The following is a 23,103-nucleotide window of genomic DNA, read 5'->3' as shown; positions in this document are numbered from 1 at the left end:
CGCACTTGGAAATCGCGCCGGGCGGCCTAGTTTGGGCGGATGACCGCCACCACGCTCATCGATCGCGCGATCGTCCGCCTGTCCGGAGAGGATGTCCGCGGCTTCCTCCAGGGCCTATTGACCAACGACGTCAGCGGCTCCCTTCCCGTATGGGCGGCGCTCCTGACGCCGCAGGGTAAGGCAGTGTTCGACCTGTTGGTCTGGGAGGACGGCACCGATCTGCTGCTGGATTGCGAGGCGACGCAGGCGGACGCGCTCGTCCGCCGGCTCAGCCTCTACCGGCTGCGGCGCGCGATCACGATCGGGGTCGATCCGACGCTCGCGGTCCACTGGTCACCTGCGGGCACGCAGGGCGTCGCCGACCCGCGACTGACAGACTTAGGGCGGCGCTGGATCGCACCGCCCGCCGACGCCGCGACCGGCTGGCTCGCGCATCGCCTGGCCTTCGGCGTCACCGAGGGCATCGGCGAACTCGGCAATGGCGAGACGCTCTGGCTGGATTGCAACGCGCGCGAGCTCGGCGGCGTCAGCTTCACCAAGGGCTGCTACATCGGGCAGGAGAACACCGCCCGTATGCATCACCGCGCCAAGGTCAACCGCCGGCTGGTGGTCGCGCCGATCGCGCCGGCGGGGGATCGGACGCGCGCCGTCTACCCCGCATTGGGGGTGATGGTGGAACATCGCCGGGTCGATGCGCTCGGCGATGCACTCTGCCCGACGTGGTTGTCCGCGGCCCTCGCCGAGGATCAGCGGCCGACCGCGGTATAGGCGAAGCCGGCGCCCTCCACCTCGTCGCGACGATAGACGTTGCGCAGGTCGACCAGCACGGGCGCCGTCATCACCGCCTTCAGCTTGGCGAGGTCGAGCGCGCGGTACGCGTCCCATTCGGTGACGATCACCACCGCATCCGCACCCTCGGCCGCGTCGTACGCGTCCTTGCGATAATCGAGCTCGGGCATCGATCGGCGGGCTGCGTCCATCCCCTCGGGATCATGGGCGCGGACCGTCACGCCGGCATCGGCCAGCGCCTGCGCGATCGCGATCGACGGCGCATCGCGCATGTCGTCGGTGTTGGGCTTGAAGGTCAGGCCGAGCAGCGCGACCGTCTTACCCTTGGGCTCGGCACCCAGCGCGTGCAGCACCTTGCGTCCCATCGCCCGCTTGCGGCTGTCGTTCACCTTCACCACCGCCTCGACGATGTGCACCGGGCTTTCGAAATCCTCGGCGGTCTTGAGCAGCGCCAGCGTATCCTTGGGGAAGCACGATCCGCCATAGCCCGGCCCGGCGTGCAGGAACTTCTTGCCGATGCGGTTGTCGAGGCCGATGCCGCGGCTGACATCCTGCACGTCGGCGCCCACCGCCTCGCACAGGTCTGCAATCTCGTTGATGAAGGTGATCTTGGTCGCGAGGAACGCATTGGCGGCATATTTGATGAGTTCGGACGTGCGCCGGCCGGTGAACAGGATCGGCGATTCATTCAGATACAGCGGCCGGTAGACGCCGCGCATCACCCGTCGCGCCTCCTCGTCGTCGGTGCCGATGACGATGCGGTCGGGGCGCTTGAAGTCGCCGATCGCGGCGCCTTCGCGCAGGAATTCGGGATTGGAGACGACCTGGACGTTCACGTCCGGACGCTTCTCGCGCAGGATCGCCTCGACCTTGTCGCCGGTGCCGACCGGCACGGTCGACTTGGTCACCACGACGGTCGGCCCGGTGACCGCGGCGGCGATCTCTTCGGTCGCGCCGAAGACGTAGGACAGATCGGCATGGCCATCGCCGCGCCGCGACGGCGTGCCGACCGCGATGAACACCGCATCGACGCCCGCAACCGAAGCAGCGAGATCGGTGGTGAAGGTCAGCCGCCCCGCCGCGACATTGGTCGCCACCAGCGCCTCCAGGCCCGGCTCGTAGATCGGCATCCGCCCCGCCTTCAGCGCGGCGATCTTGCCCTCGTCCTTGTCGACGCAGATCACCTCATGCCCGAAATCGGCAAAGCAGGCGCCGGACACCAGGCCGACATAACCCGAACCGATCATCGTGATGCGCATCGATACCTCTTGGCGATTGAAAGCCCGAAGCAGCGCTCTCTAATCTAACAGCCGACGATTGCCAGCTTTCCGTCACCCATACGATCAGCCGTACCGGCGAGATGGTCGGCCGATCGTGCCGAATTGGAGCACGCCAGGGAAACGGATCCAGCGCCGGCGAACTCCAGTGCGCCGCCGCTGCCGAGACACCCGATCACGCCGCCATCACCACGCCCGACGATCATTCATGCCGCCCACGAAAAAGGGAGGCCGGTTTGCACCGACCTCCCAATTCTTGTTTCCGAAGAGGAAACTGGTCTTACTGACCAGCGCCCTGACCGTAGGTGATTTCCACGCGACGGTTCTGCACTTCGCGGACGCCATCGGCAGTCTGCACGCGCAGACGGGTTTCGCCGAACGCCTCGGTCGTGACCACGCCCTCGGGGATCGAGTGCGACGTGAGGTAAGCCTTGGCGGCATCCGCACGGCGCTGCGACAGGCCGACGTTGTACTTCGCGGTACCCGAGGTGTCGGTGAAGCCGGCGACCTGGACCTGCGCATTGCCGCAGCTCTGGTACTGGCTGACCGCGTTGTCGAGGATCGACGCCGCTTCCGGCGTGATGTCCGACTTGTTCCACTCGAAGAACACGATGAACGGTCCCGGCGAGCACACAGGCGGCTGAGCGACGGGCTCGACCGGCGGCGGGGGCGGCGGCGGCGGGGGCGGGGGAGCCGGCGGCGGCGGCGGAGGGGTCGGCGAACCGAAGTTGTACGTGATGCCGCCCAGGATGCTGTGCGAGCGGAAGCGGCCGTCGAAGGTCCGGTTCGTCACGTCGACCAGCTTGACGTTGTCGGCGTTGAAGAAGCGATACTTCAGCGTCGCGTCGATGTGGTCGGTCAGCGGTGCACGGATACCGGCGAGGCCCTGCCACGCGAACACGGTGTCCGAATCGTCGACGAAGTTGCCACGGCTGTTCAGCTGGTAGTTCGCCTTGACGCGCGCCACGCCGACACCGCCGCCGACGAAGCCCTGGATGCCGTCGTCTTCACCGAAGTCGAGCAGGCCGTTCAGCATGAAGCTGAGCGCCGAGGTACGACCGCCGGCATAGTTGTAGCTACCCGCTGCCGCGTTGGTCAGCGCACCAGTCCGCGCATAGGCGGGGGTGGTGACGGTCGAGGTGTAGCCATCGACGGTCGCGCTACGATAGCCGACTTCGGTTTCGACGCGGAAACCGCCGAAATCGTAGCCGATCGTGCCATCGACGTCATAGCCATAGTCGTGATCGACCGTGGCGGCGCGCGACGTGGTGCCGATGTCATAGTTGATGTCTTCGACGATCATCGCACCACCTTCGATGCCGACGTACCACGACTTGTCGCGGGCGAGGGCGGGAGTGGCGAGTGCGGTGGAGGCCAGTGCCAGAACGACGGCAAGCTTCCGCATAGAAGTCCCCTTTCTTGAGTGTCACTACGGACAGCGCAAACTCACTATCCGAGCGATGGTTTCCACGCAAGCGCACAAAAGATCGCCTCTGTGGCAAGGATGCCACACCCCGGCTCAGCGCTCGATCAGCCCGTGCTGCCGCATGGCAGAGAGGATCGCCGCCAGCGTCGTGCGCGCCGCATCGTCGACCACGCCGCCCCCTGCGGGATCGGCGATGGCAGCCGCACGGGGCCCTACCACCGGCTGCCCGCCGATCACGAGCCGCGCGCAGGACACGTCACCTTCCTGCCACAGACCATTGTGGTAAGCTATTGGCTTTGCAGACGAAACACACCAGCCGCCAAGCCCCTCCACCGGCGCGGCGAACCGCCAGCCGCCCGCCGTCCAGCCGGCCAGCGCATCTGCATGCCCCGCCCATGCGCCGCCCGGATCGGTGCCGACCACCCAGCATTCGCCGATCCTCGGCGCCTCGGGCGGCAGGTTGACGCCGAGCGCCACCACCGCCGGCTGAACCAGCAGTTCCAACCGGGCAAGCGCCTCATTGTGCGTCAGCTCCTTGCCTGCCTGCCCCGCCGCGAGCAGCGGCAAGCCGAATCGCGCCGTCGTATCGTCCGTCATCGTCATGCTCCATCGTCCAGGGTGAGGATCGCCGGCGGCGACACCGTCAGGGTGCCGCGCTGCACGATCCGGATCGTCGCGCGTCCGGACCCGCGATCCGCCGCCGGGATGCGTGCGGCAGGAACCACCGTCTCGATCGTCCGCACCGTGCCGTCGGCGGCTTCCAGCGTCAGCCGATACGCCTCCGCCTCTTCGCCGAGCGGCGCATCCACTCCGTCGACCCACGCCCAGCCGCTGCGGCTGCGCCGCGTCCAGCTGACGGCGAGCGCGCCATCCGCCTCGATCCGTACGGCGGCATGGACCGGTGCGGGCGGCGCGACGGAGGCACCGGTGACGGTCATCGCCGCCTCCGCCGGTGCATCCGCATCGCCGATACCGCTCGCCAGGATGCGCAGACGCCGCCCGATCGCCGCCGCCGGCAGGTCGATCGTCGCGACGGCGCCCCGTTCGATCACCGCGAAACGCGCGCCGGCCGCCTGCCCGCCGATCGCCGCCTCGCTACCCCGCAGGCCACGCCGCAGATCCGACACGGCCCAGCGGCCATCGCCTAAAGGCTCGGCCCGCCCGAACTGGATCAGCTCGTCGCCGACCAGCGCCATACTCTCTCCGCGCGCCAGGCTCACCGCATCGGCATCGCCCAGCATCATGTCGTCCCGGTCGAGCTTCACCACCAGCCGGCTGCGCCGATCGACCAGTCGCGGCGACGCGGCCGCGGGCGGCTCCACCACCCGCCCCAGCACGGCAGGGGCGGCGGTCGCCCCCGCTGCCGTCCAGCTCGCGCCGTCGTCCAGGCTGTAGAGCAGCGCCGCCTGCCGCCAGCCGGCGCCCTCGCCATTGGCAATCACGCTCACCCGCGGTCCGGCGAGCGCCGCCTCCTCCAGCCCCGGCCATTCACCGACGACCAGCCGTGTCCGCCCGATCCGGCGATCGGGGGCGGCGATCACCTGCCCACTGCTCGCCGGCACCGGCAATGGCGCGCGCGTCAGCGGCACCAGGTCCAGCGTCGTCACCATCCCCTCGACGCTGCCGGCTGCGACGCGCCAACGCCCCGCTTCGCCCGCGATGCCGACGATCTCGCCCGGCGCGATACCCAGGCCGTCGATCCCCAGCGTGATGCGGCGGTGCGTCCGCTCCGCCTCGCCGCGCGCCAGCAGCGCCGCCGCCACGCCCTTGGCGGCGGCGGCGCCCAGCACGGCGGGCAGTTCCATCCGGTCGATCCGCTCGCCCGCGCCCGGCCGGCGCGCGCGCTGCACGCCGATCTGATAATCCCGCGCCGGGTCGTGGTGCGCCACCGTCACCTCGCGCGGCACGCCCGCCGCCGCCGCGATGGCCCGCACGCCGCGTCGGCCGGGTCGCCCCGCGCCGACACCGGCATCCGCGACGATCCGCGCCGCCCCGGCGTCGCTCCGCCGCACCAGCCGCGCACCGTCCGCCTGCCACCAGCCGCCGTCGATCGCCGTCAGCGTATCGAGCACACCCCGCACGCTCGCCCCCGCGGCGGCGAACCCCTCGATCATCGTCCCCGCGCCACCCGCCGCGATGCCGTCGGACGGCACCTCGTCCGCCAGTGCCGCAGCGATCGCACCGCTCGCCATCGCGCCGGCATCGGCCTGCACCTCGAAGGTCAGCGACGGAATGCGATTGCCATAGTCGGCAAGGTCCAGCCCCTCGAACACCGCATAGGCGATGCCGCGATACGCCGGCGCCGTCCCCATGGCGGAGGCGATGAGCGGATCCACCGCCTGGTCCTCACCCCCCTGGTGGAGCCGGAACCCGGTGCGCGCCTTCCAGTCGCCGCCTGCCCCACGCAACAGCTTGCCCTCCGCCCAGATCCGCCGCACGCCCAGGATCGGCCGCGCCGACAGCGCCACCGCGAACGACGCGCTGTAGCTATAGGTGTTGGTCCCCGGCTGCCCGCGAGGTGCGCGAAAAAGGCGTCGCGCATCGGTGCGTTCCACCGCACCCACTTCACCGGCGCCCGTGCCCCCCGCCGCGACGGCCCCGCATCCGCACAGGCGTCATCCTCCGCCCCGGTGATCCTCTCCCCGTCGGTCATCATCCCCCCGATCTGCAAAGACGTGCCGGTCGGCGAACACCGGCGCCTCACCGATCCCCGTCCCGACTCGCAATTCTTCAGCGTTCCCGTTATGTACCCCAGGAGCGTGACGATGTCAAGAACAATTAACCTATCTGGTTATAGGTCATCAAGCCGATATTGCGACGCCGTAGCGGTGCTTGACAGCCCGCGTCGCCATACGTGAAAAGCCCTGTCCTATGATGCGCTGTGTGTGAACGTTGCCACGTTCGCGCCAGCGGCATCCGAACAGGGCAGACCATCATCATGCACCCCGCAGCAGGACCGGTCTCGCATGCGCTGATCGGGCACGATCTCGCCATTCTCGCGCTGGACGACAGCTATGCGGCGCTGCTCGGCGCTTCCGATGTCGCGCTCGTCGGCCGCTCCGCGCTCGATACGCTGCACCCCGACGATCGCAGCGCCGGCGCCGCCCTGCTCCAGCGCGTCTGGCGCGAAGGACAGACGGTATCCACCACGTTGCGCCACCAGCGTCCGCAGCGCGGCCCGGTATGGGTCAACGTCTACGTCTCGCGGATCGGGCCTGCCGGCGGTGGCCAGCTCGCCGTCACCTGCCGCCCGCTGCCGGACGGCGCCGGCCAGCCATCCACCGTCGAGGCGCAATGGCAGATGGCACGCCTGCTGCTGCAGGCGATCGACGGCGGCAAGCGAGCCTTCGGCGAATCGCTGATCGGCAATCCGGCCACGGAGCTGCTGCTGCTCACCTACGTCGCCGAGGCGGAGGCGCGTACCGTCCGGGCCGGCGACCTCGCCACGCGCATCGCCGTCTCCTGGCCGCTGGCCCAGCGCTGGCTGATCGCGCTCGACGATGCGGGCTTCGTGGAATGCGAACTGCCCGGCCCGATCGAGCCGCACTCCCCCGTCCGCCTCACCCCGCGCGCGCTGGCGATGATCGAGGCGATCTTCGGCGCCCTCGTCGCCGTGATCCAGGGCTCGCTCGTCCCCGCCTGAACCGGCACGGCGTGGCGGGTGCAGGCTTCGCGTGAAGGGGAATGCCCTCCCGCTATTCTTCGTCACCCCGGACTTGGTCCGGGGTCCACCGCGCCGCGCATCAACAGCCTATCGGTGTGCGGCACGGTGGATGCCGGACCAAGCCCGACATGACGGAGGTAAAAGGAACACCGCCTTGGATGATCCCCTATGCGACCGCTCCCGGAAACAGCGCGCGTCGCGTACCGCTACACTGAACCCCACGCGATGCCCTACCCCTCACGCCCGCGATGCAGCGCCCGGCGCACCCGCGCGAACAGGCCGGGGCGCGGCATCGGCCGCGGCGGGGCGAACGGCGGCTCGAACTCGTGCGGTTCGAACGGCACCCTCGCCAGGTCGAGCATCAGCCCGGTCACGTCCTGGCTCAACGTCGCATGATTGTCGGCATCATAGGTCCGGCGCAGCGCCTGGCCGACCGGGTACAGCTTGCCGTCCTGCCGGAATTGCAGGTCGTCGTCCGTGGCGCCCGCGCCAGCGCCGATCCCGTCCTTGTTCGCGATTCCCATGCTCGCGACTCCCGTGCTCACGCCAAAGCGTTCACCCGTTCAACGAACGGACGGCGTCGCGGTTCACTGCATGGCCGACCCGGCCTCAGCCGATCGCGGGATCCTCGCCATCCTGCGCCGGTCCCGCCCCCGCGGCACCCTGCGCATCGCCGCCGTAGCAGCGGTCGAGATAATGGTTGGCGATGATGTAATGCGCCCTCACCGCCAGCGGGTGCGTGGCGCGCTGCGCCAGTTCCAGTTCGGTTTCCGCGCGCTCGTAGAAATAGGTGCTGTCGTCCGGCATCGTCATGGGCTTCTGCAATCGATCCGGCGACACTGGCCGGTCGGGCCGGTCGTCGCCATCATCTGGATTATGGATGAAACGGGGTGGTCGTGGTCCGGCGGTGGCCGCTACCGGCTGGCCGCATCGGCCAGCGCGGCCCAGGCGGCGATCTCGGCATCGGCATGCGCCGCCACCGTCAGGTCGCCCGCCCGCGCCCGCGCCAGGTCGACCTCGATCGACCCCCACCATTCCCAGGTCGCATTGCCCGACAGGCTGACCATGGCATCGCGACCCACCGTCGCGCGCACCAGCCCGCCGGCGTTGAACACGGTGATCGGCGCATCATAGCCGAGCCGCCCGGTCAGGCAGGCGGCGAAACTCGACGCCGCCATCGCGCTGCCGCAACTGTCGGTCAGCCCCACGCCGCGTTCGAAGGTCCGCACGAACAGCGCCTGTTCCCCGCGCACCTCGACGAAGGACACGTTGGCGCGGTTGGGCAGCCACGCCGGTGCCGCCTCGCATGCCTCGCCCACCGCCACCAGCTCCGCCTCGTCGACCCTGTCGACGAACGCCACCAGATGCGGGTTGGGCATCGCCACCGCCGTGAAGCGCCGGTCCGATCCCAGCGGCGGCACCGGCGCATCGACGATCCGCTCGGCGCCCGCCTCCAGCGGCCATGCGGCGACATCCAGGCCCGCCGGCCCCGCCGTCTCGCGCACCGTATAGACGCCCGGCGCCAGATCGGCGTCGCGCACCGCCTCCGCCTCCGACGTCTTGAGGCTCACGCGGGCGGCGTCGATGCCCAGCGCCTCGAACCCCATGCGCGCCACGCAGCGCAGCCCGTTGAGGCACGTCTCCGCCTCGCTGCCGTCCGCGTTGAACATCCGCATCGAAAAGGCCGCATGGCCGGCGCCCGGGCCGAGCAGCAGCAGCCCGTCACCGCCCACCGGCCCGCGCCGGTCGGCCAGCGCCCGCGCCACCTTCGCCCACTCCCCGTCCGACAGCGCGATGCCGCGCGCGTCGATCAACGGGAAGTCGTTGCCCGAACCATGGCATTTCACGAAGTCGAAGCGCACGTCACTCATCCTGCATGCGGGACCGATGGCCCGCTTATGTTCTCGTCTTGCGGCGCCGATACACCCGCACGCCCGGTCACGGCAAACGATAATGGTCGGCCAAACGATCCAGCGCCAGCGTCAGTACCAGCCGCCCGGTCCGTGCCGGCCAGCCCAGCCCCTTCTCCGCCGCCGGCAATCCCTCGCCTGCGCAGATCACGCGCCAGCAGATATCGGCCAGGCCGCCGCCCGCCGCCGCCATGGCGTCGTCGAAGCGCCGCTTGGCCGCGATCTGCGCGCTCATCGGGTCGAGCCCGCCCGCCGCGCCGCCATCCACCCGCGCCGACCAGCGCATCGTCACCCGCGGCCCTAGCGCCGCCGTCTCGTAATCGCCGCGCAGCCGCTCCCCCGCCTCGAACTGCCGCGCGTCGACCAGCCCGCGCGCCTTCAGCCATGCCAGCGGCGATTCCGCGGCGTTCACCGTCACGCTCCGCCCCGCGCCTGTCCGCCGCTCCACCAGTTCGCGCATATCTGCCTCCGTTCCGAATCGGCGCGGGGCTTGCCAGAACGGCGGGTATGTAGGACAGGGAAATAACCGCAACGGTTAAGGACCGGCGATGATTACCGCGATTCGTGAGGTACGTAGGGCCAAGGGTTTGACGCTGGACGAGGTCGCGCAACGCTGCTCGCCTCCAACAACCGCGCAGACGATCGGTCGGCTGGAGACGGGAACGCGCACCGTATCCGTCGCCTGGCTCAACCGCATCGCCGCCGCGCTGGAGGTCGCGCCAGCCGATCTCGTCACCCTGCCCGATCGCGCCGACCTGCCCGTCGCCGCGACGCTCGATGCCGAGGGCGCCCATGCCCCCCGCAAGCCGCTTACCCTCGTCGCGCCGCAGCCGGCCGCCGGCGGCGTCGCGCTGGTCGTTACCGGCAGCATCGGCGATTATCGCGCCGGCGACGAAATCTGGTGCGAGGTGCACGGCCCCGATCCGCGCGCGATCAACAAGGACGTCCTCGTCCCCCTCCCCGCCGGCCGCTTCCTCTTCGCCCGCCTGCTCGGCATCGACGGCGACGCCCTGCTCCTCCTCCCCCTCACCCCCGGCGCCCGCCCCACGTCGATCCCCACGCCCGCCTGGCTCGCCCAGGCCACCCGCCTGGTGAGATCGCTGTAGAACCAACCGACATCCATTCCCCCCGCCAGGGAGAGCTATCGCATATGGCTAAAACGGCTGCCGGGCTCAGGAAAGGGGTATGCCATCCCGATATTCTCCGTCACCCCGGACTTGTTCCGGGGTCCACCGTGCCGCAAACCCATTAGCGTGTTGGTGTGCGGCACGGTGGATGCCGGACCAAGTCCGGCATGCCGGAGGATCAAAGAATCAGCGCTAGGATTCATGGTTCACGCACAAGCCGCGAAGCCGCAAAGATGTCGCGCCGGAGGCGCTGTCGGCCTGCCCTCACCTTCGCATACCACGGCGGCGCCAGGCCCGAACCTCTTCGCGTCTTCGCGCCTTCGCGTGAACGATCACCCCCCTCGCACCCACACTTTAGCCGCACCGCAACATCTGCTAAGGCTACGCGCATGCTCAACCTCAACGGCATCACCGTGCGCCTCGGCGGCCGCACGATCCTCGACGGCGCATCCGCGGCGCTGCCGCCGGGCAGCCGCGTCGGGCTGATCGGCCGCAACGGCGCCGGCAAGTCCACCCTGGTCCGCGTCATCGCCGGCATGCTCGAACCCGACGACGGTTCCGCCGACATGCCGCGCGGCGCCCGCCTCGGCTATATCGCGCAGGAGGCGCCCTCGGGCACCGCCACGCCGTTCGACACCGTGCTCGCCGCGGACACCGAACGCGCCGCGCTGATGATCGAATCCGAAACCTGCGAGGATCCCGACCGGCTCGGCGACGTCTACGAACGCCTGATCGCGATCGACGCCTACACCGCCCCGATGCGCGCCGCGCAGATCCTGCTCGGCCTCGGCTTCGACGAGGACATGCAGCAGCGCCCCCTCGACAGCTTCTCGGGCGGCTGGAAGATGCGCGTCGCGCTCGCCGCCCTGCTCTTCTCGCAGCCCGACCTGCTCCTGCTCGACGAACCCAGCAACCACCTCGATCTCGAGGCGGTGATGTGGCTGGAGGATTTCCTGAAGGCGTACAAGGCGACCATCGTCGTCGTCAGCCACGAGCGCGATTTCCTCAACAACGTCGTGGATCACATCCTCCACCTCCAGAACGGCAAGATCACGCTCTACGCCGGCGGCTACGACAGCTTCGAGCGCCAGCGGGCCGAGCGCATGGCGCAGCTGGCCGCCGCCAAGGCGAACCAGGACGCGCAGCGCGCCAAGCTGCAGGATTACGTCGCCCGCAATTCCGCCCGCGCCTCCACCGCCAAACAGGCGCAGAGCCGGCAGAAGATGCTCGCCAAGATGCAGCCGATCGCCGAGCTCGCCAACGATCCCTCGCTGTCGTTCGACTTCCCCGATCCCACCGAACTCAGGCCCCCGCTCATCACGCTCGACATGGCGAGCGTCGGCTATGCCGAGACGCCGATCCTCAAGCGGCTCAACCTGCGCCTCGACCCCGACGATCGCGTCGCGCTGCTGGGCCGCAACGGCAACGGCAAGACCACGCTCGCCCGCCTGCTCGCCGCGCAACTGGCGCCGATGGACGGCGACATGAACGCATCCGGTAAAATGAAGGTCGGCTATTTCACCCAATATCAGGTGGAGGAGCTCGACGCCGACGACACGCCCTTGGAGCACATGACCCGCACCATGAAGGGCGCCAGCCCCGCCGCGGTGCGCGCGCAGCTCGGCCGCTTCGGCTTTTCGGGCGACAAGGCGACCAACAAGGTCGGCCGCATGTCGGGCGGCGAGAAGGCGCGGCTCGCGCTCGCCCTCATCACCCGCGACGCGCCGCACATGCTGATCCTCGACGAACCGACCAACCACCTGGACGTCGACGCGCGCGAGGCGCTGGTGCAGGCGCTCAACGCCTATACCGGCGCCGTCGTGCTGGTCAGCCACGACCGCCACATGCTGGAGATGACCGCCGACCGCCTCGTGCTGGTCGACAGCGGCACCGCCACGGAGTTCGACGGCAGCCTCGACGATTACATCGCCTTCGTCCTCGCCGGCGACAAGCAGCCCGAGGAGCGCGGCAAGGCCGGCAAGAAGGACAAGGGCAAGCCGACCGCCCGCCCCATCGACCGCGACGCCGACAAGGCGCGCCGCAAGACGATCCGCGAGACGGAGGCGGAGATCGCCCGCCTCACCGCCGACCGCAACGCACTCGACCAGGCGATGTTCGACCCCAAGTCCGCCGAACCGCGCTTCGCCAAACTCGCGATGAGCGACCTCCTGCAACGCCGCGCCGACGTCCAAACCCAGATCGACACGGCGGAGGCGCTGTGGATGGAAGCGAACGAGGCACTGGAAGCGGCGTAAGTCACGAGCCGCCTCCCCACGGCAGGGCTTTGACCGTGGCTGATCTCGGCCAAACAGAGATGCCGCCGATATTCCCCGTCACCCCGGACGTGTTCCGGGGTCCACCGTGCCGCAAAACCCATAGCATATTGGGTGCGGCACGGTGGATGCCGGACCAAGCATGCATGACGGAGGGGAATCGATCGCACTTTCACTCGACCCACCCGCCCGCAACCTTTCGGTTGCCCAACTCCACCACCCCCGCTAAACCGCAACCGATCGGTTGCCACCACCGCAACCAAAAGGTTGCGCATGACGTCCACCCGCAAACCCGAACACGCCGCCCGCCTCTTCGCCGCGCTCGCCGACCCGACCCGCCTCGCGCTGCTCGTCACGCTGCGCAGCGGCACCCCGCGCCCCATCGCCCGCCTCGCCGCCGGTGCCGGCATGACGCGCCAGGCCGTCACCAAGCACCTGCGCGTGCTCGAAACCGCCGGCCTGGTCAGCGCCACCCGCTCCAGCCGCGAGACGCATTACAGCTATCACCCCGGCGCGCTCGATCCCGCCCGCACCGCGCTGGACGCGATCGCCGGCAACTGGGCCGCCGTCCGCATCCCCGACGCCGACTGACGACAGAAATTCCGCATCGCCCGTCCAGCCGCCTAAGCATCTGCTTTCACAGGACAATGATCCAGATCACAGCCGTCAACGTCCGCCTGCGTACGGTCGACCATCCCGCACGCCCGCAACCGCCCGATCGGTGAACCGTTGGCGCCTCGAACCACGAGGATTCCCCGATGACCGATACGCTCGCCCGCAACGCCGGACACGGCGGCGAAACGCACCAGATCGCCGATGCCGATCATCCGGTGCTGACCACCAACCACGGCACGCCGATCGCCGACAACCAGAACCAGCTGAAGGCGGGCGCGCGCGGCCCGGTGCTGATCGAGGACGAGATCTTCCGCGAGAAGATGAACCACTTCGATCACGAGCGTATCCCGGAGCGCATCGTCCACGCCCGCGGCTCGGCCGCGCACGGCTATTTCGAATGCACCGACAGCCTCGCCGCCATCACCGTCGCCGACCTGTTCCAGAAGAAGGGGCAGCGCACCGAGGTGTTCGTCCGCTTCTCGACCGTCGCCGGCGGCGCCGGCTCGATCGACACGCCGCGCGACGTGCGCGGCTTCGCGGTCAAATTCTACACCCGCGAAGGCAATTGGGACCTCGTCGGCAACAACATTCCCGTCTTCTTCATCCAGGATGCGATCAAGTTCCCCGACCTGATCCATGCCGCCAAGATGGAGGCGGATCGCGGCTATCCGCAGGCGGCGACCGCGCACGACACCTTCTGGGATTTCATCAGCCTGATGCCCGAATCCACCCACATGATCCTGTGGGCGATGTCGGACCGCACGCTGCCGCGGACCTTCGCCAACATGGAGGGTTTCGGCGTCCACACCTTCCGCCTCATCGACAAGGCGGGCAAGAGCACCTTCGTCAAGTTCCACTGGAAGCCCAAGGCCGGCCTCGCCTCGACGATCTGGGACGAGACGGTGAAGATCGCCGGCGCCGATCCCGATTTCCAGCGCCGCGACCTGTTCGAACGCATCGATCGCGGCGACTTCCCCGAATGGGAACTGGGCGTGCAGCTGTTCGACGAGGATTTCGCCAACAGCCAGCCCTATGACGTGCTCGACGCGACCAAGATCATCCCCGAAGAGGTGCTCCCGGTCCGCATCGTCGGCCGCATGGTGCTCGATCGCTATCCCGACAATTTCTTCGCGGAAACCGAACAGGCCGCCTTCGTGCCGAGCCACGTCGTGCCCGGCATCGGCTTCTCCAACGATCCGCTGCTCCAGGGCCGGCTGTTCAGCTACACCGATACGCAGCTCTCGCGCCTCGGCTCGGTCAATTTCCACCAGCTGCCGATCAACGCCGCCAAGGGCCGCGCCGCCGCCGCCGGCTGCCCGTTCATGAACCAGCAGCGCGACGGCCACATGCAGATGGCGGTGCCCAAGGGCCGCGCCAATTACGAACCCAACAGCCTCGCCCGCGCCGGCGAGGAAGGTGGCGCGCGCGAGGATCCGGACAAGGGCTACAAGACCTTCCCGTCCGAGGAACAGGGCCAGAAGCTGCGCATCCGCCCGGAAAGCTTCGCCGACCATTACAGCCAGGCGCGGCTGTTCTTCCGCTCGATGGACCCCGCCGAACAGGCGCACATCGCGTCTGCCTTCGTCTTCGAACTGTCGAAGGTCAGCCTGGAGCATATCCGCGTCGCGATGCTCGCCAACCTGCGCAACGTCGACGAGGATCTGGCGGCCCGCGTCGCCGACGGGCTGGCGATGGACCTGCCCGACGCCGCGCCGACCGCGGCGCCGGTGCTCGACATGGACCCCTCGCCCGCGCTCCGTATCATCCGCGGCCCGCGCGAGGTCCATACGCTGGAGGGCCGCACCGTCGGCATCCTCATCGCCGACGGCACCGATGCGGGCGACCTCAAGACGCTGAAGGAGGCGATCAAGGCCGCCGGCGGCCACACGATGACGATCGCGCCCAAGGTCGGCAAGGTCCCCCTGTCGGACGGATCGACGCTCGCCGCCGACGCGCAGCTCTTCGGCCAGCCTTCGGTGACGGTGGACGCCTGCGCGGTGATCCTGTCCGAAGAGGCGGCCGCCAAGCTGGTGAAGGAAGGCGCCGCGGTGCAATGGGTGATGGACGCCTTTGGCCACCTCAAGGCGATCGGCCACAACGCCGCCGCCAAGCCGCTGCTCGACAAGGCCGGTGTCGAGCCCGACGCGGGCGTCACCGACCTGGCCGCCTTCGTCGAGGCGGCCAAGCAACGCTACTGGGACCGCGAACCCAAAGTCCGCACCCTCGCCTGACCGAGCGCCGCAGGCCCGGGCCCTCCATCCGGGCCTGCCGCCACACGCGTTGCGAACGTAACGGCGCAGACAGCCAATCCTGCCCGCACGGAGTATGATGGCACACCCTCGGCCCCACCCCCGTTGGCCCTGAGCCTGTCGAAGGGCCGCTCTCCACCAGCGTTACGCCCGTGGCAGCCCGCCCTTCGACAGGCTCAGGGCAAACGGGATATTGGCGCACGCCACCAGCGCTCGTGGTGCACAAGCCCACGCCGCAGGGCACCCCCCCCCCCCGCTTCGAGCATGACGGCACACCCTCACCCCACCCCCGTTGGCCCTGAGCCCGTCGAAGGGCCGCGCTCCACCAGCGTTACGCCCGTGGCAGCCCGCCCTTCGACAGGCTCAGGGCAAACGGGATATTGGCGCACGCCACCAGCGCTCGTGGTGCACAAGCCCACGCCGCAGGGCAAACCACCCGCGCCGAGCATGACGGCACACCCTCGGCCCCAGCCCCGTTCGCCCTGAGCCCGTCGAAGGGCCGCTCTCCAACAGCGTTACGCCCGTGGAGGTCCCCCCTTCGACAAGCTCAGGGCAAACGGAACATCGGCGAACCACCAGCGCCCGTGGCATACAGGCCCATGCCGCAGGGCAAACTGCCCGCTCCGAGCATGACGGCACACCTCCACCCCCGTTCGCCCTGAGCCTGTCGAAGGGCCGCTCTCCACCAGCGTCACACCGGTCGGGCCCGCCCTTCGCTACACCTGGGCAATGAGAAATGGCAGAAGGGATCTACCGACGCGAACCCGCCGCGACGTGAAAGACCGCAATCGATCGCTCGATCGGCCCCCGCACACGCCGAACACGCGACGCAGGCCGCCAGAAACCCTCAGCCCTCGGCCGCGTCCTCGTCCGCGCCGGCCGCGGGGCGTTCGAACCACGCCTCGACCTCACCGGTCAACTTGATCGTCAGCGGGCGACCGTGCCGGTCCACCTTCTTGCCCAGCGCCACGCGGATCCAGCCGGCCGGCCGGTCATATTCCTCGACGTCGCGGCGTTCGGTGCCCTTGAAGCGGATGCCGATGCCGCGCTCCAGCGCGGCCTGGTCGAAATGGGGGCTCGACGGATCGGTCGACAGGCGATCGGGAGGCGTATCGGTCATCCCTGCGCGCTTAACGGCAACCATCGGCGCCCGCCACGAAAAAGCGGCGCGAACCGAAGTCCGCGCCGCCTTCCCGACGAAACCGTCTGCGGCTCAATAGCCGTAGCCGTATCCATAGCCGTAGCGCGGCCCGTAATCGTAATAACGCTCGCGCACGACGACCCGCGGGGGCGGCGGCGGCGGCGCATAATAGCGGTCGCGATAGACGACCCGCGGCGGCGGCGGCGGCGCATCGTAATAATAGCCGCGGTCGTAATAGCGGTCGCGATTGCTGCTGGCGACGGCCGCACCGATGCCCAGGCCGACGATCCCGCCGAGCAGCGCACCCGCGGCGACATCGCCACCGCCGCGATGGCGATAGCCGCCCCAGCGCTGCGCATCCGCCGGCGCCGCTGCGGTCAGCGCGGTGGCAGCGAGCGCGATCCCCAGACCTGCCTTCTTCATCAACGCATTCATGACGTCGAACTCCTCATGACAACGCCCGGGCAAAACGCGTGAGACTGCGAGCGTGTTGCATGCCTCCTAGGTGATTCGCCCTGAACCGGGCCGGAATGTCGTGTTCATCCAATGTTTAACCCCGCCCCGCCCGACAGCGTCGACGGCCGGCAATCCCCATTCACGAATCCGACACAATCCGGGCCTATCGCACGCGCGACGCCGGGGGGCGGTCATCATCATCCGCGCACGGATCCGCGTCAGGGCAACGGCCCACGCGGGTGCCTGCCGACGGCTCCCCTCCAACACCAAAAGGGGACTATCGTGACCACCCGCCTGTTCAAGACCATGCTGCTGCTCGGCGCCGCCGCCGGCGTCACGCCTGCGTTCGCCCAAACCGCCACGCCCGCCACCGATGCGACGCCCGCCGCCGCCGCGCAGGCGGATGCCGGCGACCTCGGCGATATCGTCGTCACCGCCGAACGCCGTTCGGAAAACCTGCAGCGCGTGCCGCTGTCGGTCGCGGTCGTCGGCGGCGCCGACCTGCGCGCCTTTCAGGCGGGCGGCGAGGATATCCTGGCGCTCTCCGGCCGCGTCCCCGGCCTCTATGCCGAAACCACGACCGGCCGCATCTTCCCGCGCTTCTATATCCGCGGTTTGGGCAACGTGGATTTTTACTTGGGGGCCAGCCAACCCGTCTCCATCATCCAGGACGATGTCGTCCTCGAACACGTCGTGTTGAAGTCGAACCCGGTGTTCGACGTCAACCAGGTCGAGGTGCTGCGCGGCCCGCAGGGCTCGCTGTTCGGCCGCAACACGACGGCGGGCATCATCAAGTTCGACACCATCCGCCCGAGCCAGACCTGGCAGGGCCGCGCCTCCGCCTCGATCGGCAGCTATGCGACGACGACGCTCGATGCCGGCGTCGGCGGCCCGCTGATCGCGGACAAGGTCGCCTTCCGCCTGTCCGGCCTGATCCAGCATCGCAACGACTGGGTGGACAACACCTTCGCCGGCGTCAGCGCGGACGGCACGCCGACGCCGCAGAAGAACGCGATGGGCGGCTTCGACGAGCGCGACGTTCGCCTCCAGCTGCTACTGACGCCCAGCGATGCCTTCTCGGTCAACCTGTCGGGCCATGCCCGCCATTACGACGGCACCTCGACGCTGTTCCACCGCGCCGCGCTTAAGAAGGGCTCGAACTCGGTCGCCGCCGAACCGCGCGGGTGGGTCGCCTATGACGAGGGCAAGAACAATCCGCAGGATTACGACACCTACGGCTGGTCGGTGAACGCCGCCTATGACTTCGGTCCCGTCACGCTGACCTCGATCAGCGCCTATGAGACGACGTCGGGCTTCAGCCGCGGCGATACCGATGGCGGCGCCGCCGCGAACTATTCGGTGAACGGCGTTGCCAACGGCTTCGGGCAGAGCCAGGGCAACGTCCGCGCGCTCGGCCAGTATACGCAGGAAATCCGTCTCGCTTCGCCTTCGGCGGATCGCTTCACCTGGCAGGTCGGCGGGTTCTACTTCAACCAGAACGACACCACGGACTTCTACCAGCGCGCCTTCTTCCTGACGACGGCGGCGCGTAATCCCAACAACTGGGTGCGCCTGCACAACGTCAACACCAGCTGGGCGCTGTTCGGCCAAGCGAGCTTCAAGGTCACGGACGCCTTCACCATCACCGGCGGCTTCCGCGAAACCGACGACACCAAGAAGACGACGCTGCTCAAGACCGCGAACACCGTCGCCAACGTCTCCACCTACACCGGCCGCCGCTACGTCCGCCTGTCGGACACGACTCCGAGCTGGGACGTGTCGGCGCTCTACCAGGTCGATCCCGACAACAGCCTGTATGCCCGCGTCGCCCGCGGCTTCCGCGGCCCGACGATCCAGGGCCGCTCGGCGGTGTTCAACGCCGACTTCACCACCGCGAACAGTGAGACGATCACCAGCTACGAAGTCGGCTCGAAAAGCCTGCTGCTCGACGGCCGCCTGCGCTTCAACACGTCGCTGTTCACCTACACGGTCGACGACATCCAGCTGAACGGCAACGACAGCTTCGGCAACGGCGTCCTCTTCAACGCCGACAAGGCACGCGCCTACGGTATCGAGATCGACAGCGAATTCCGCCCGATCCCCAACCTGACGCTGACGCTGGGCGCCAGCGCCCTGTCGTCGAAGATCCGGGACAAGCGCGTCTATGCGCAGGTCTGCGGGCTCAACGGCGTCGTCGTCTGCACCGTGCTCGATCCGACGATCCGCATCGGCAGCAACGTCTTCGCGCAGATCGACGGCAATCCGCTGCCCAACGCCCCGCGCTGGAACCTCGATGCGACCGCGCGTTACGACGTGCCGCTCGGCAACGGCGGCCGCGTGTTCGCCGCCACCGACTGGAACATTCAGGGCTACACCAACTTCGTGCTCTACAGGACGCGCGAATTCTACGCGACGGGCAACTTCGAAGGCGGCCTGAAGATCGGCTACACCACGCCCGACGACCGCTTCGAAGTCGCCGCCTTCGCCCGCAACATCACCAACGAGAAGAACCTGAAGGGCGTGATCGAAAACTACATGGCCGCCGTCTTCAACGAACCCCGCATCATCGGCCTGTCGGTCAGCGGCCGGTTCAAATAAGCGAACCTGTACCCGACGGCAGGGGGCGGCACCGCAAGGCGCCGCCCCTTTCTTTTGTCCGCAGCGTCCACGCTCTTGCTTCGGGTGGAACCCCCGCCCCACCCCGGACTAGTTCCGGGGTCCACCGGGCCGCGAGGGCCCGGCAGGAGGCTCCAGCGCCGCGCCTCGCCGCAGAGTGGACCCCGGACCAAGTCCGGGGTGACGGGGCATGCGTGACGACGATCGCCCCAAACAACGGACACAAAAAAAGGGGGCGCCCGGTTCCCCGGACGCCCCCTCTTCGAACCAATCGAAAGCGTTACGCCGCCATCTTGGCGCGCGACGCCTTCTTGCGCTCGTGCGGATCGAGGTGGCGCTTGCGCAGGCGGATCGACTTGGGCGTCACCTCCACCATCTCGTCGTCGTCGATATAGGCGATCGCCTGTTCCAGCGTCATCTTCTTGGGCGGCGTCAGGCGGATCGCATCGTCCTTGCCGCCGCTGGCGCGGAAGTTCGTCAGCTGCTTCGCCTTCATCGGATTGACCTCGAGGTCGTCCGTCTTGGCGTTCTCGCCGATGATCATGCCCTCGTACAGTGCCTCGCCGTGGCCGACGAACAGGATGCCGCGATCCTCGAGCGGCCCCAGCGCATAGCTGTTCGCCTCACCCGCACCGTTGGAGATCAGCACGCCGTTCTTGCGGCCCTCGATGTTGCCCTTGTGCGGGCCGTACTTCTCGAACAACCGGTTCATGATGCCGGTGCCGCGCGTGTCCGACAGGAACTCGCCGTGGTAGCCGATCATGCCGCGCGAGGGCGCGGAGAAGGTGATGCGCGTCTTGCCGCCGGTCGACGGGCGCATGTCGGTCAGCTCCGCCTTACGCAGGTTCATCTTCTCGACGACGGTGCCCGAATGCTCCTCGTCCACGTCGATGATGACGGTTTCGTACGGCTCGGTCTTCTTGCCGTCCTCGTCCTCGCCGAACAGCACGCGCGGGCGGCTGATGCCCAGTTCGAAGCCCTCGCGCCGCATCGTCTCGATCAGCACGCCCAGCTGAAGCTCGCCGCGCCCCGCCACCTCGAAGCTGTCGCGATCGGCCGCCTCGGTCACCTTCACGGCGACGTTGGATTCGGCCTCGCGGAACAGGCGGTCGCGGATCATGCGGCTGGTCACCTTGGTGCCCTCGCGACCCGCCATCGGCGAATCGTTCACCGCAAAGCGCATCGACAGCGTCGGCGGGTCGATCGGCTGCGCGTGCAGCGCCTCGGTCACGCTGGTGTCGGCGATCGTGTTGGCGACCGTCGCGACGGTGAGGCCGGCGAGGCTGATGATGTCGCCCGCGCTCGCTTCCTCCACCGGCACGCGATCGAGGCCGCGGAACGACAGGATCTTGGACGCACGGCCGACCTCGACGACGTTGCCGTCATTGTCGAGCGCGTGGATCGGCTGGTTGGTCTTCACCGTGCCCGAGTTGACCCGGCCCGTCAGGATCCGGCCCAGGAAGTTGTCACGGTCGAGCAGCGTCACCAGGAAGGTGAAGGCTGCGTCCTTGTCCAGGTTCGGCGCCGGCACGTGGCTGACGATCGTCTCGAACATCGGGATCAGCGTGCCTTCGCGCGCGTCCATGTCGGTCGAGGCATAGCCGTTGCGGCCCGAGGCGTAGAGCACCGGGAAATCGAGCTGCTCGTCATTGGCGTCGAGGCTGACGAACAGGTCGAACACCTCGTCCAGCACCTCCTGGATGCGCGCGTCGGGGCGATCGACCTTGTTGACGACGACGATCGGCTTCAGGCCCAGCGCCAGCGCCTTGCCGGTCACGAACTTGGTCTGCGGCATCGCGCCTTCCGACGAATCGACCAGCAGGACGACGCCGTCGACCATCGACAGGATGCGCTCCACCTCGCCGCCGAAGTCGGCGTGGCCCGGCGTATCGACGATGTTGATCCGCACCGTCTCGCCGCCGCCCGGGGGCGCCCAGTCGACCGAGGTCGGCTTGGCGAGGATGGTGATCCCGCGCTCCTTTTCGAGGTCGTTCGAATCCATCGCGCGCTCTTCGACGCGCTGGTTGTCGCGGAAGGTGCCCGACTGGCGGAACAGCTGGTCGACCAGGGTCGTCTTGCCGTGATCGACGTGCGCGATGATCGCCACGTTGCGGAGGCTCATGGGAATTCCTGATGTGAAGATGGATTGCGCGCGCCCATAGCCGAAATGCCGGCCTGCGGGAAGGGGGTGGCGGCGAGTCGCCGGAACCCCTCAGTCGAGCCAGTTCTCGACCGGCAGATCACGCACCCGGGCGAACTCGGCGATGTTGGCCGTGACCAGCGTCGCATCGAGCGCGGCGGCGTGCGCGGCGATCAGCAGGTCGTTGGGTCCGATCGGTTCGAGGCGGGCCGTAGCGGCTCAACCGCGATCAGGGCTGGCGTGGTTTGGGGGGGAAGCGGCTCGTCCGCTTCTGAACGGTCGATCATGGTAAGCTGCCGCTCGTTTGCGAGGCGAGCGCAAGGGGACGAACGCCGGTCGATGGTTGCTTCGTAGCCGAAAGCTGCCAGTCAGTTACCAGCCCAGGATTCGAAGCCAGTTCGACGCTCGATAAACATACCTCGATTGCATGCCCATGATTGCATTTCGCGATCGAGCGTGATGAGATAGCGCATGCAGCAAGAAGATCTTTCTGCCGAGCTGTTTGTCCGCGGCTTTGGAACATGCGCCGGCACGACCTTCGCGGGCGCTATTTTGGGGGCGACGCACTCTTTCACGTACGCGGGGCACGAAACGCGAGTCAGCCTGCCTTCGGCCGAGTTTTTGGACGGCGGTCACGATCCGGCCGGCGCAAGCGCCAGGTTCGTGCATTTCCGCAGCGGGTATGTCGGTCAGAACTTCGAGCGATCTTTCTACGAAGTCGATCGCATCTACGTCGAAGTTGATGTGCGGGAGCGCGTGCGCATCCACACATCAATGCTCGACGTTGACGCAATTCAAATGTCGCCTGAGTTGATCGCTAATTACCCTCATCTCGAGACATTGTCGGTCAAGTACGAGGAAATGGCGTCCTCAGCATGGGCCTATTGGATGCGGATAGCGCGCTGGGCGATCAACGAGCCGCTCATTGGCGTGCCGAGCTGGTCTTCCGAAGGAAGCAGACAACTCCAAATGCTGCGTCTAGCTGAGAAAGGAACGGGCTTCTCGATCTGGGGATCCATAAGAACCATCAGACTGAGCGGGTCATGCAACGTGGACCAACAGCGCTGGAGCCACATCGAGTCAGTTCTCAAGAGTGAATTAACCCCGCCCGTGTGGTTCGACTATATGGTCGAAGCGGAGCAACGCTTATACAACCGAGATTTCTCAGGATGTGTATTGTCCGGTGCAATCGCTTGCGAAACGTTGGCCAGGGCATGCTATTTCCATCTGATCGGAACGCCGATCCATCCCACTGCTGCGGAGATGGTCGATCGTACCGCCGCGCAGGCTATTATTGGCCGATGGAAAAAGCTGACCGGCATCGATGTCGATGGAAAGGTTCACAAGATTTTTGATACCCGAAATCGGCTGGTGCATAGTGGCCGGGCCGACGTTATTAATGAATCAGCGGCACGCGATA

The 23,103-nt window shown here is 68.0% G+C and carries 19 protein-coding genes and 1 pseudogene; 8 read left to right on the top strand and 12 right to left on the bottom strand.

Annotated features, from left to right (window positions below):
• Positions 1 to 39: 39 nt before the first annotated feature.
• Positions 40 to 768: a CAF17-like 4Fe-4S cluster assembly/insertion protein YgfZ gene (gene ygfZ / locus AC4GY7_RS16915; protein WP_491116233.1), complete on the top strand. Its 729-nt coding sequence runs from the start codon at positions 40 to 42 to the stop codon at positions 766 to 768.
• Here the strand turns inward: ygfZ and AC4GY7_RS16910 are convergent.
• The 4 genes from AC4GY7_RS16910 to AC4GY7_RS16895 form a co-directional block, all read right to left on the bottom strand.
• Positions 747 to 2,048, bottom strand: coding sequence for a UDP-glucose dehydrogenase family protein (locus AC4GY7_RS16910; RefSeq protein WP_491116231.1), 1,302 nt, complete (start codon positions 2,046 to 2,048; stop codon positions 747 to 749). The two genes, ygfZ and AC4GY7_RS16910, sit on opposite strands and share 22 nt — an antisense overlap.
• A gap of 298 nt (positions 2,049 to 2,346) precedes the next feature.
• Positions 2,347 to 3,471: an OmpA family protein gene (locus AC4GY7_RS16905; RefSeq protein ID WP_491116229.1), complete on the bottom strand. Its 1,125-nt coding sequence runs from the start codon at positions 3,469 to 3,471 to the stop codon at positions 2,347 to 2,349.
• A gap of 114 nt (positions 3,472 to 3,585) precedes the next feature.
• Entirely contained in the window at positions 3,586 to 4,089 is a 504-nt protein-coding gene (locus AC4GY7_RS16900) for a DUF2793 domain-containing protein (RefSeq protein WP_491116227.1), read from the bottom strand.
• A gap of 2 nt (positions 4,090 to 4,091) precedes the next feature.
• Positions 4,092 to 6,047 carry a GTA baseplate fiber-binding domain-containing protein gene (locus AC4GY7_RS16895; protein WP_491116225.1) on the bottom strand — a complete coding sequence of 652 codons (1,956 nt, stop codon included), beginning with the start codon at positions 6,045 to 6,047 and terminating at the stop codon, positions 4,092 to 4,094.
• A 383-nt stretch (positions 6,048 to 6,430) separates the two neighbouring features.
• On the opposite strand from AC4GY7_RS16895, the gene AC4GY7_RS16890 reads away from it, so the two are divergent.
• Entirely contained in the window at positions 6,431 to 7,135 is a 705-nt protein-coding gene (locus AC4GY7_RS16890; protein WP_491116223.1) for a PAS domain-containing protein, read from the top strand.
• A 251-nt stretch (positions 7,136 to 7,386) separates the two neighbouring features.
• Here the strand turns inward: AC4GY7_RS16890 and AC4GY7_RS16885 are convergent, their stop codons facing one another.
• The 4 genes from AC4GY7_RS16885 to AC4GY7_RS16870 all read right to left on the bottom strand — a co-directional run bounded on the left by AC4GY7_RS16885 (position 7,387) and on the right by AC4GY7_RS16870 (position 9,526).
• Positions 7,387 to 7,680 (bottom strand): hypothetical protein, encoded by a 294-nt coding sequence (locus tag AC4GY7_RS16885; protein ID WP_443585602.1) that lies wholly within the window; start codon positions 7,678 to 7,680, stop codon positions 7,387 to 7,389.
• An 85-nt stretch (positions 7,681 to 7,765) separates the two neighbouring features.
• A complete protein-coding gene (locus tag AC4GY7_RS16880; RefSeq protein WP_491116211.1) occupies positions 7,766 to 7,969 on the bottom strand; it encodes a hypothetical protein in 204 nt (67 codons plus the stop codon).
• Positions 7,970 to 8,070: 101 nt separating this feature from the next.
• Positions 8,071 to 9,018, bottom strand: coding sequence for a diaminopimelate epimerase (gene dapF, locus AC4GY7_RS16875; RefSeq protein ID WP_491116209.1), 948 nt, complete (start codon positions 9,016 to 9,018; stop codon positions 8,071 to 8,073).
• A gap of 76 nt (positions 9,019 to 9,094) precedes the next feature.
• Positions 9,095 to 9,526 (bottom strand): DUF6456 domain-containing protein, encoded by a 432-nt coding sequence (locus AC4GY7_RS16870; protein ID WP_491116207.1) that lies wholly within the window; start codon positions 9,524 to 9,526, stop codon positions 9,095 to 9,097.
• Between the two features lie 88 nt (positions 9,527 to 9,614).
• Between AC4GY7_RS16870 and AC4GY7_RS16865 the strand changes: the two genes are divergently transcribed.
• From AC4GY7_RS16865 to AC4GY7_RS16850, 4 genes are all read left to right on the top strand, one after another.
• Complete coding sequence (locus tag AC4GY7_RS16865) at positions 9,615 to 10,172, top strand: helix-turn-helix domain-containing protein (protein ID WP_443585606.1); 558 nt, start codon at positions 9,615 to 9,617, stop codon at positions 10,170 to 10,172.
• Positions 10,173 to 10,582: 410 nt separating this feature from the next.
• Complete coding sequence (locus tag AC4GY7_RS16860; RefSeq protein WP_491116204.1) at positions 10,583 to 12,448, top strand: ABC-F family ATP-binding cassette domain-containing protein; 1,866 nt, start codon at positions 10,583 to 10,585, stop codon at positions 12,446 to 12,448.
• Positions 12,449 to 12,739: 291 nt separating this feature from the next.
• A complete protein-coding gene (locus tag AC4GY7_RS16855) occupies positions 12,740 to 13,057 on the top strand; it encodes an ArsR/SmtB family transcription factor (RefSeq protein ID WP_491116202.1) in 318 nt (105 codons plus the stop codon).
• A 167-nt stretch (positions 13,058 to 13,224) separates the two neighbouring features.
• The gene (locus AC4GY7_RS16850) at positions 13,225 to 15,312 is read left to right on the top strand and encodes a catalase (protein ID WP_491116200.1); all 2,088 of its coding nucleotides are present in this window, start codon (positions 13,225 to 13,227) and stop codon (positions 15,310 to 15,312) included.
• 865 nt (positions 15,313 to 16,177) lie between these two features.
• On the opposite strand, the gene AC4GY7_RS16845 is transcribed toward AC4GY7_RS16850, so the two are convergent.
• Together AC4GY7_RS16845 and AC4GY7_RS16840 are read right to left on the bottom strand one after the other, a co-directional pair.
• Positions 16,178 to 16,450: a DUF3297 family protein gene (locus AC4GY7_RS16845; protein ID WP_491116199.1), complete on the bottom strand. Its 273-nt coding sequence runs from the start codon at positions 16,448 to 16,450 to the stop codon at positions 16,178 to 16,180.
• A gap of 93 nt (positions 16,451 to 16,543) precedes the next feature.
• Positions 16,544 to 16,894 carry a hypothetical protein gene (locus tag AC4GY7_RS16840; RefSeq protein WP_491116197.1) on the bottom strand — a complete coding sequence of 117 codons (351 nt, stop codon included), beginning with the start codon at positions 16,892 to 16,894 and terminating at the stop codon, positions 16,544 to 16,546.
• Positions 16,895 to 17,233: 339 nt separating this feature from the next.
• Here AC4GY7_RS16840 and AC4GY7_RS16835 point away from each other — a divergent pair, with 339 nt between their 5' ends.
• Positions 17,234 to 19,525: a TonB-dependent receptor gene (locus AC4GY7_RS16835; RefSeq protein WP_491116321.1), complete on the top strand. Its 2,292-nt coding sequence runs from the start codon at positions 17,234 to 17,236 to the stop codon at positions 19,523 to 19,525.
• A 298-nt stretch (positions 19,526 to 19,823) separates the two neighbouring features.
• On the opposite strand, the gene typA is transcribed toward AC4GY7_RS16835, so the two are convergent.
• Positions 19,824 to 21,665, bottom strand: a complete 1,842-nt coding sequence (gene typA, locus AC4GY7_RS16830) for a translational GTPase TypA (protein ID WP_491116195.1) — start codon at positions 21,663 to 21,665, stop codon at positions 19,824 to 19,826.
• A gap of 90 nt (positions 21,666 to 21,755) precedes the next feature.
• A pseudogene (locus tag AC4GY7_RS16825) lies at positions 21,756 to 21,884 on the bottom strand (type II toxin-antitoxin system VapC family toxin); the annotation flags it as partial.
• Positions 21,885 to 22,154: 270 nt separating this feature from the next.
• Between AC4GY7_RS16825 and AC4GY7_RS16820 the strand changes: the two are divergent.
• On the top strand, positions 22,155 to 23,103 hold a 949-nt coding region (locus AC4GY7_RS16820), incomplete at its 3' end, for a hypothetical protein (protein WP_491116193.1).

This window comes from Sphingomonas sp. SP5 (genome assembly GCF_058313455.1).
Note: the sequence above shows the minus strand (reverse complement) of the source record. Positions and strands in the feature narration are given on the sequence as shown.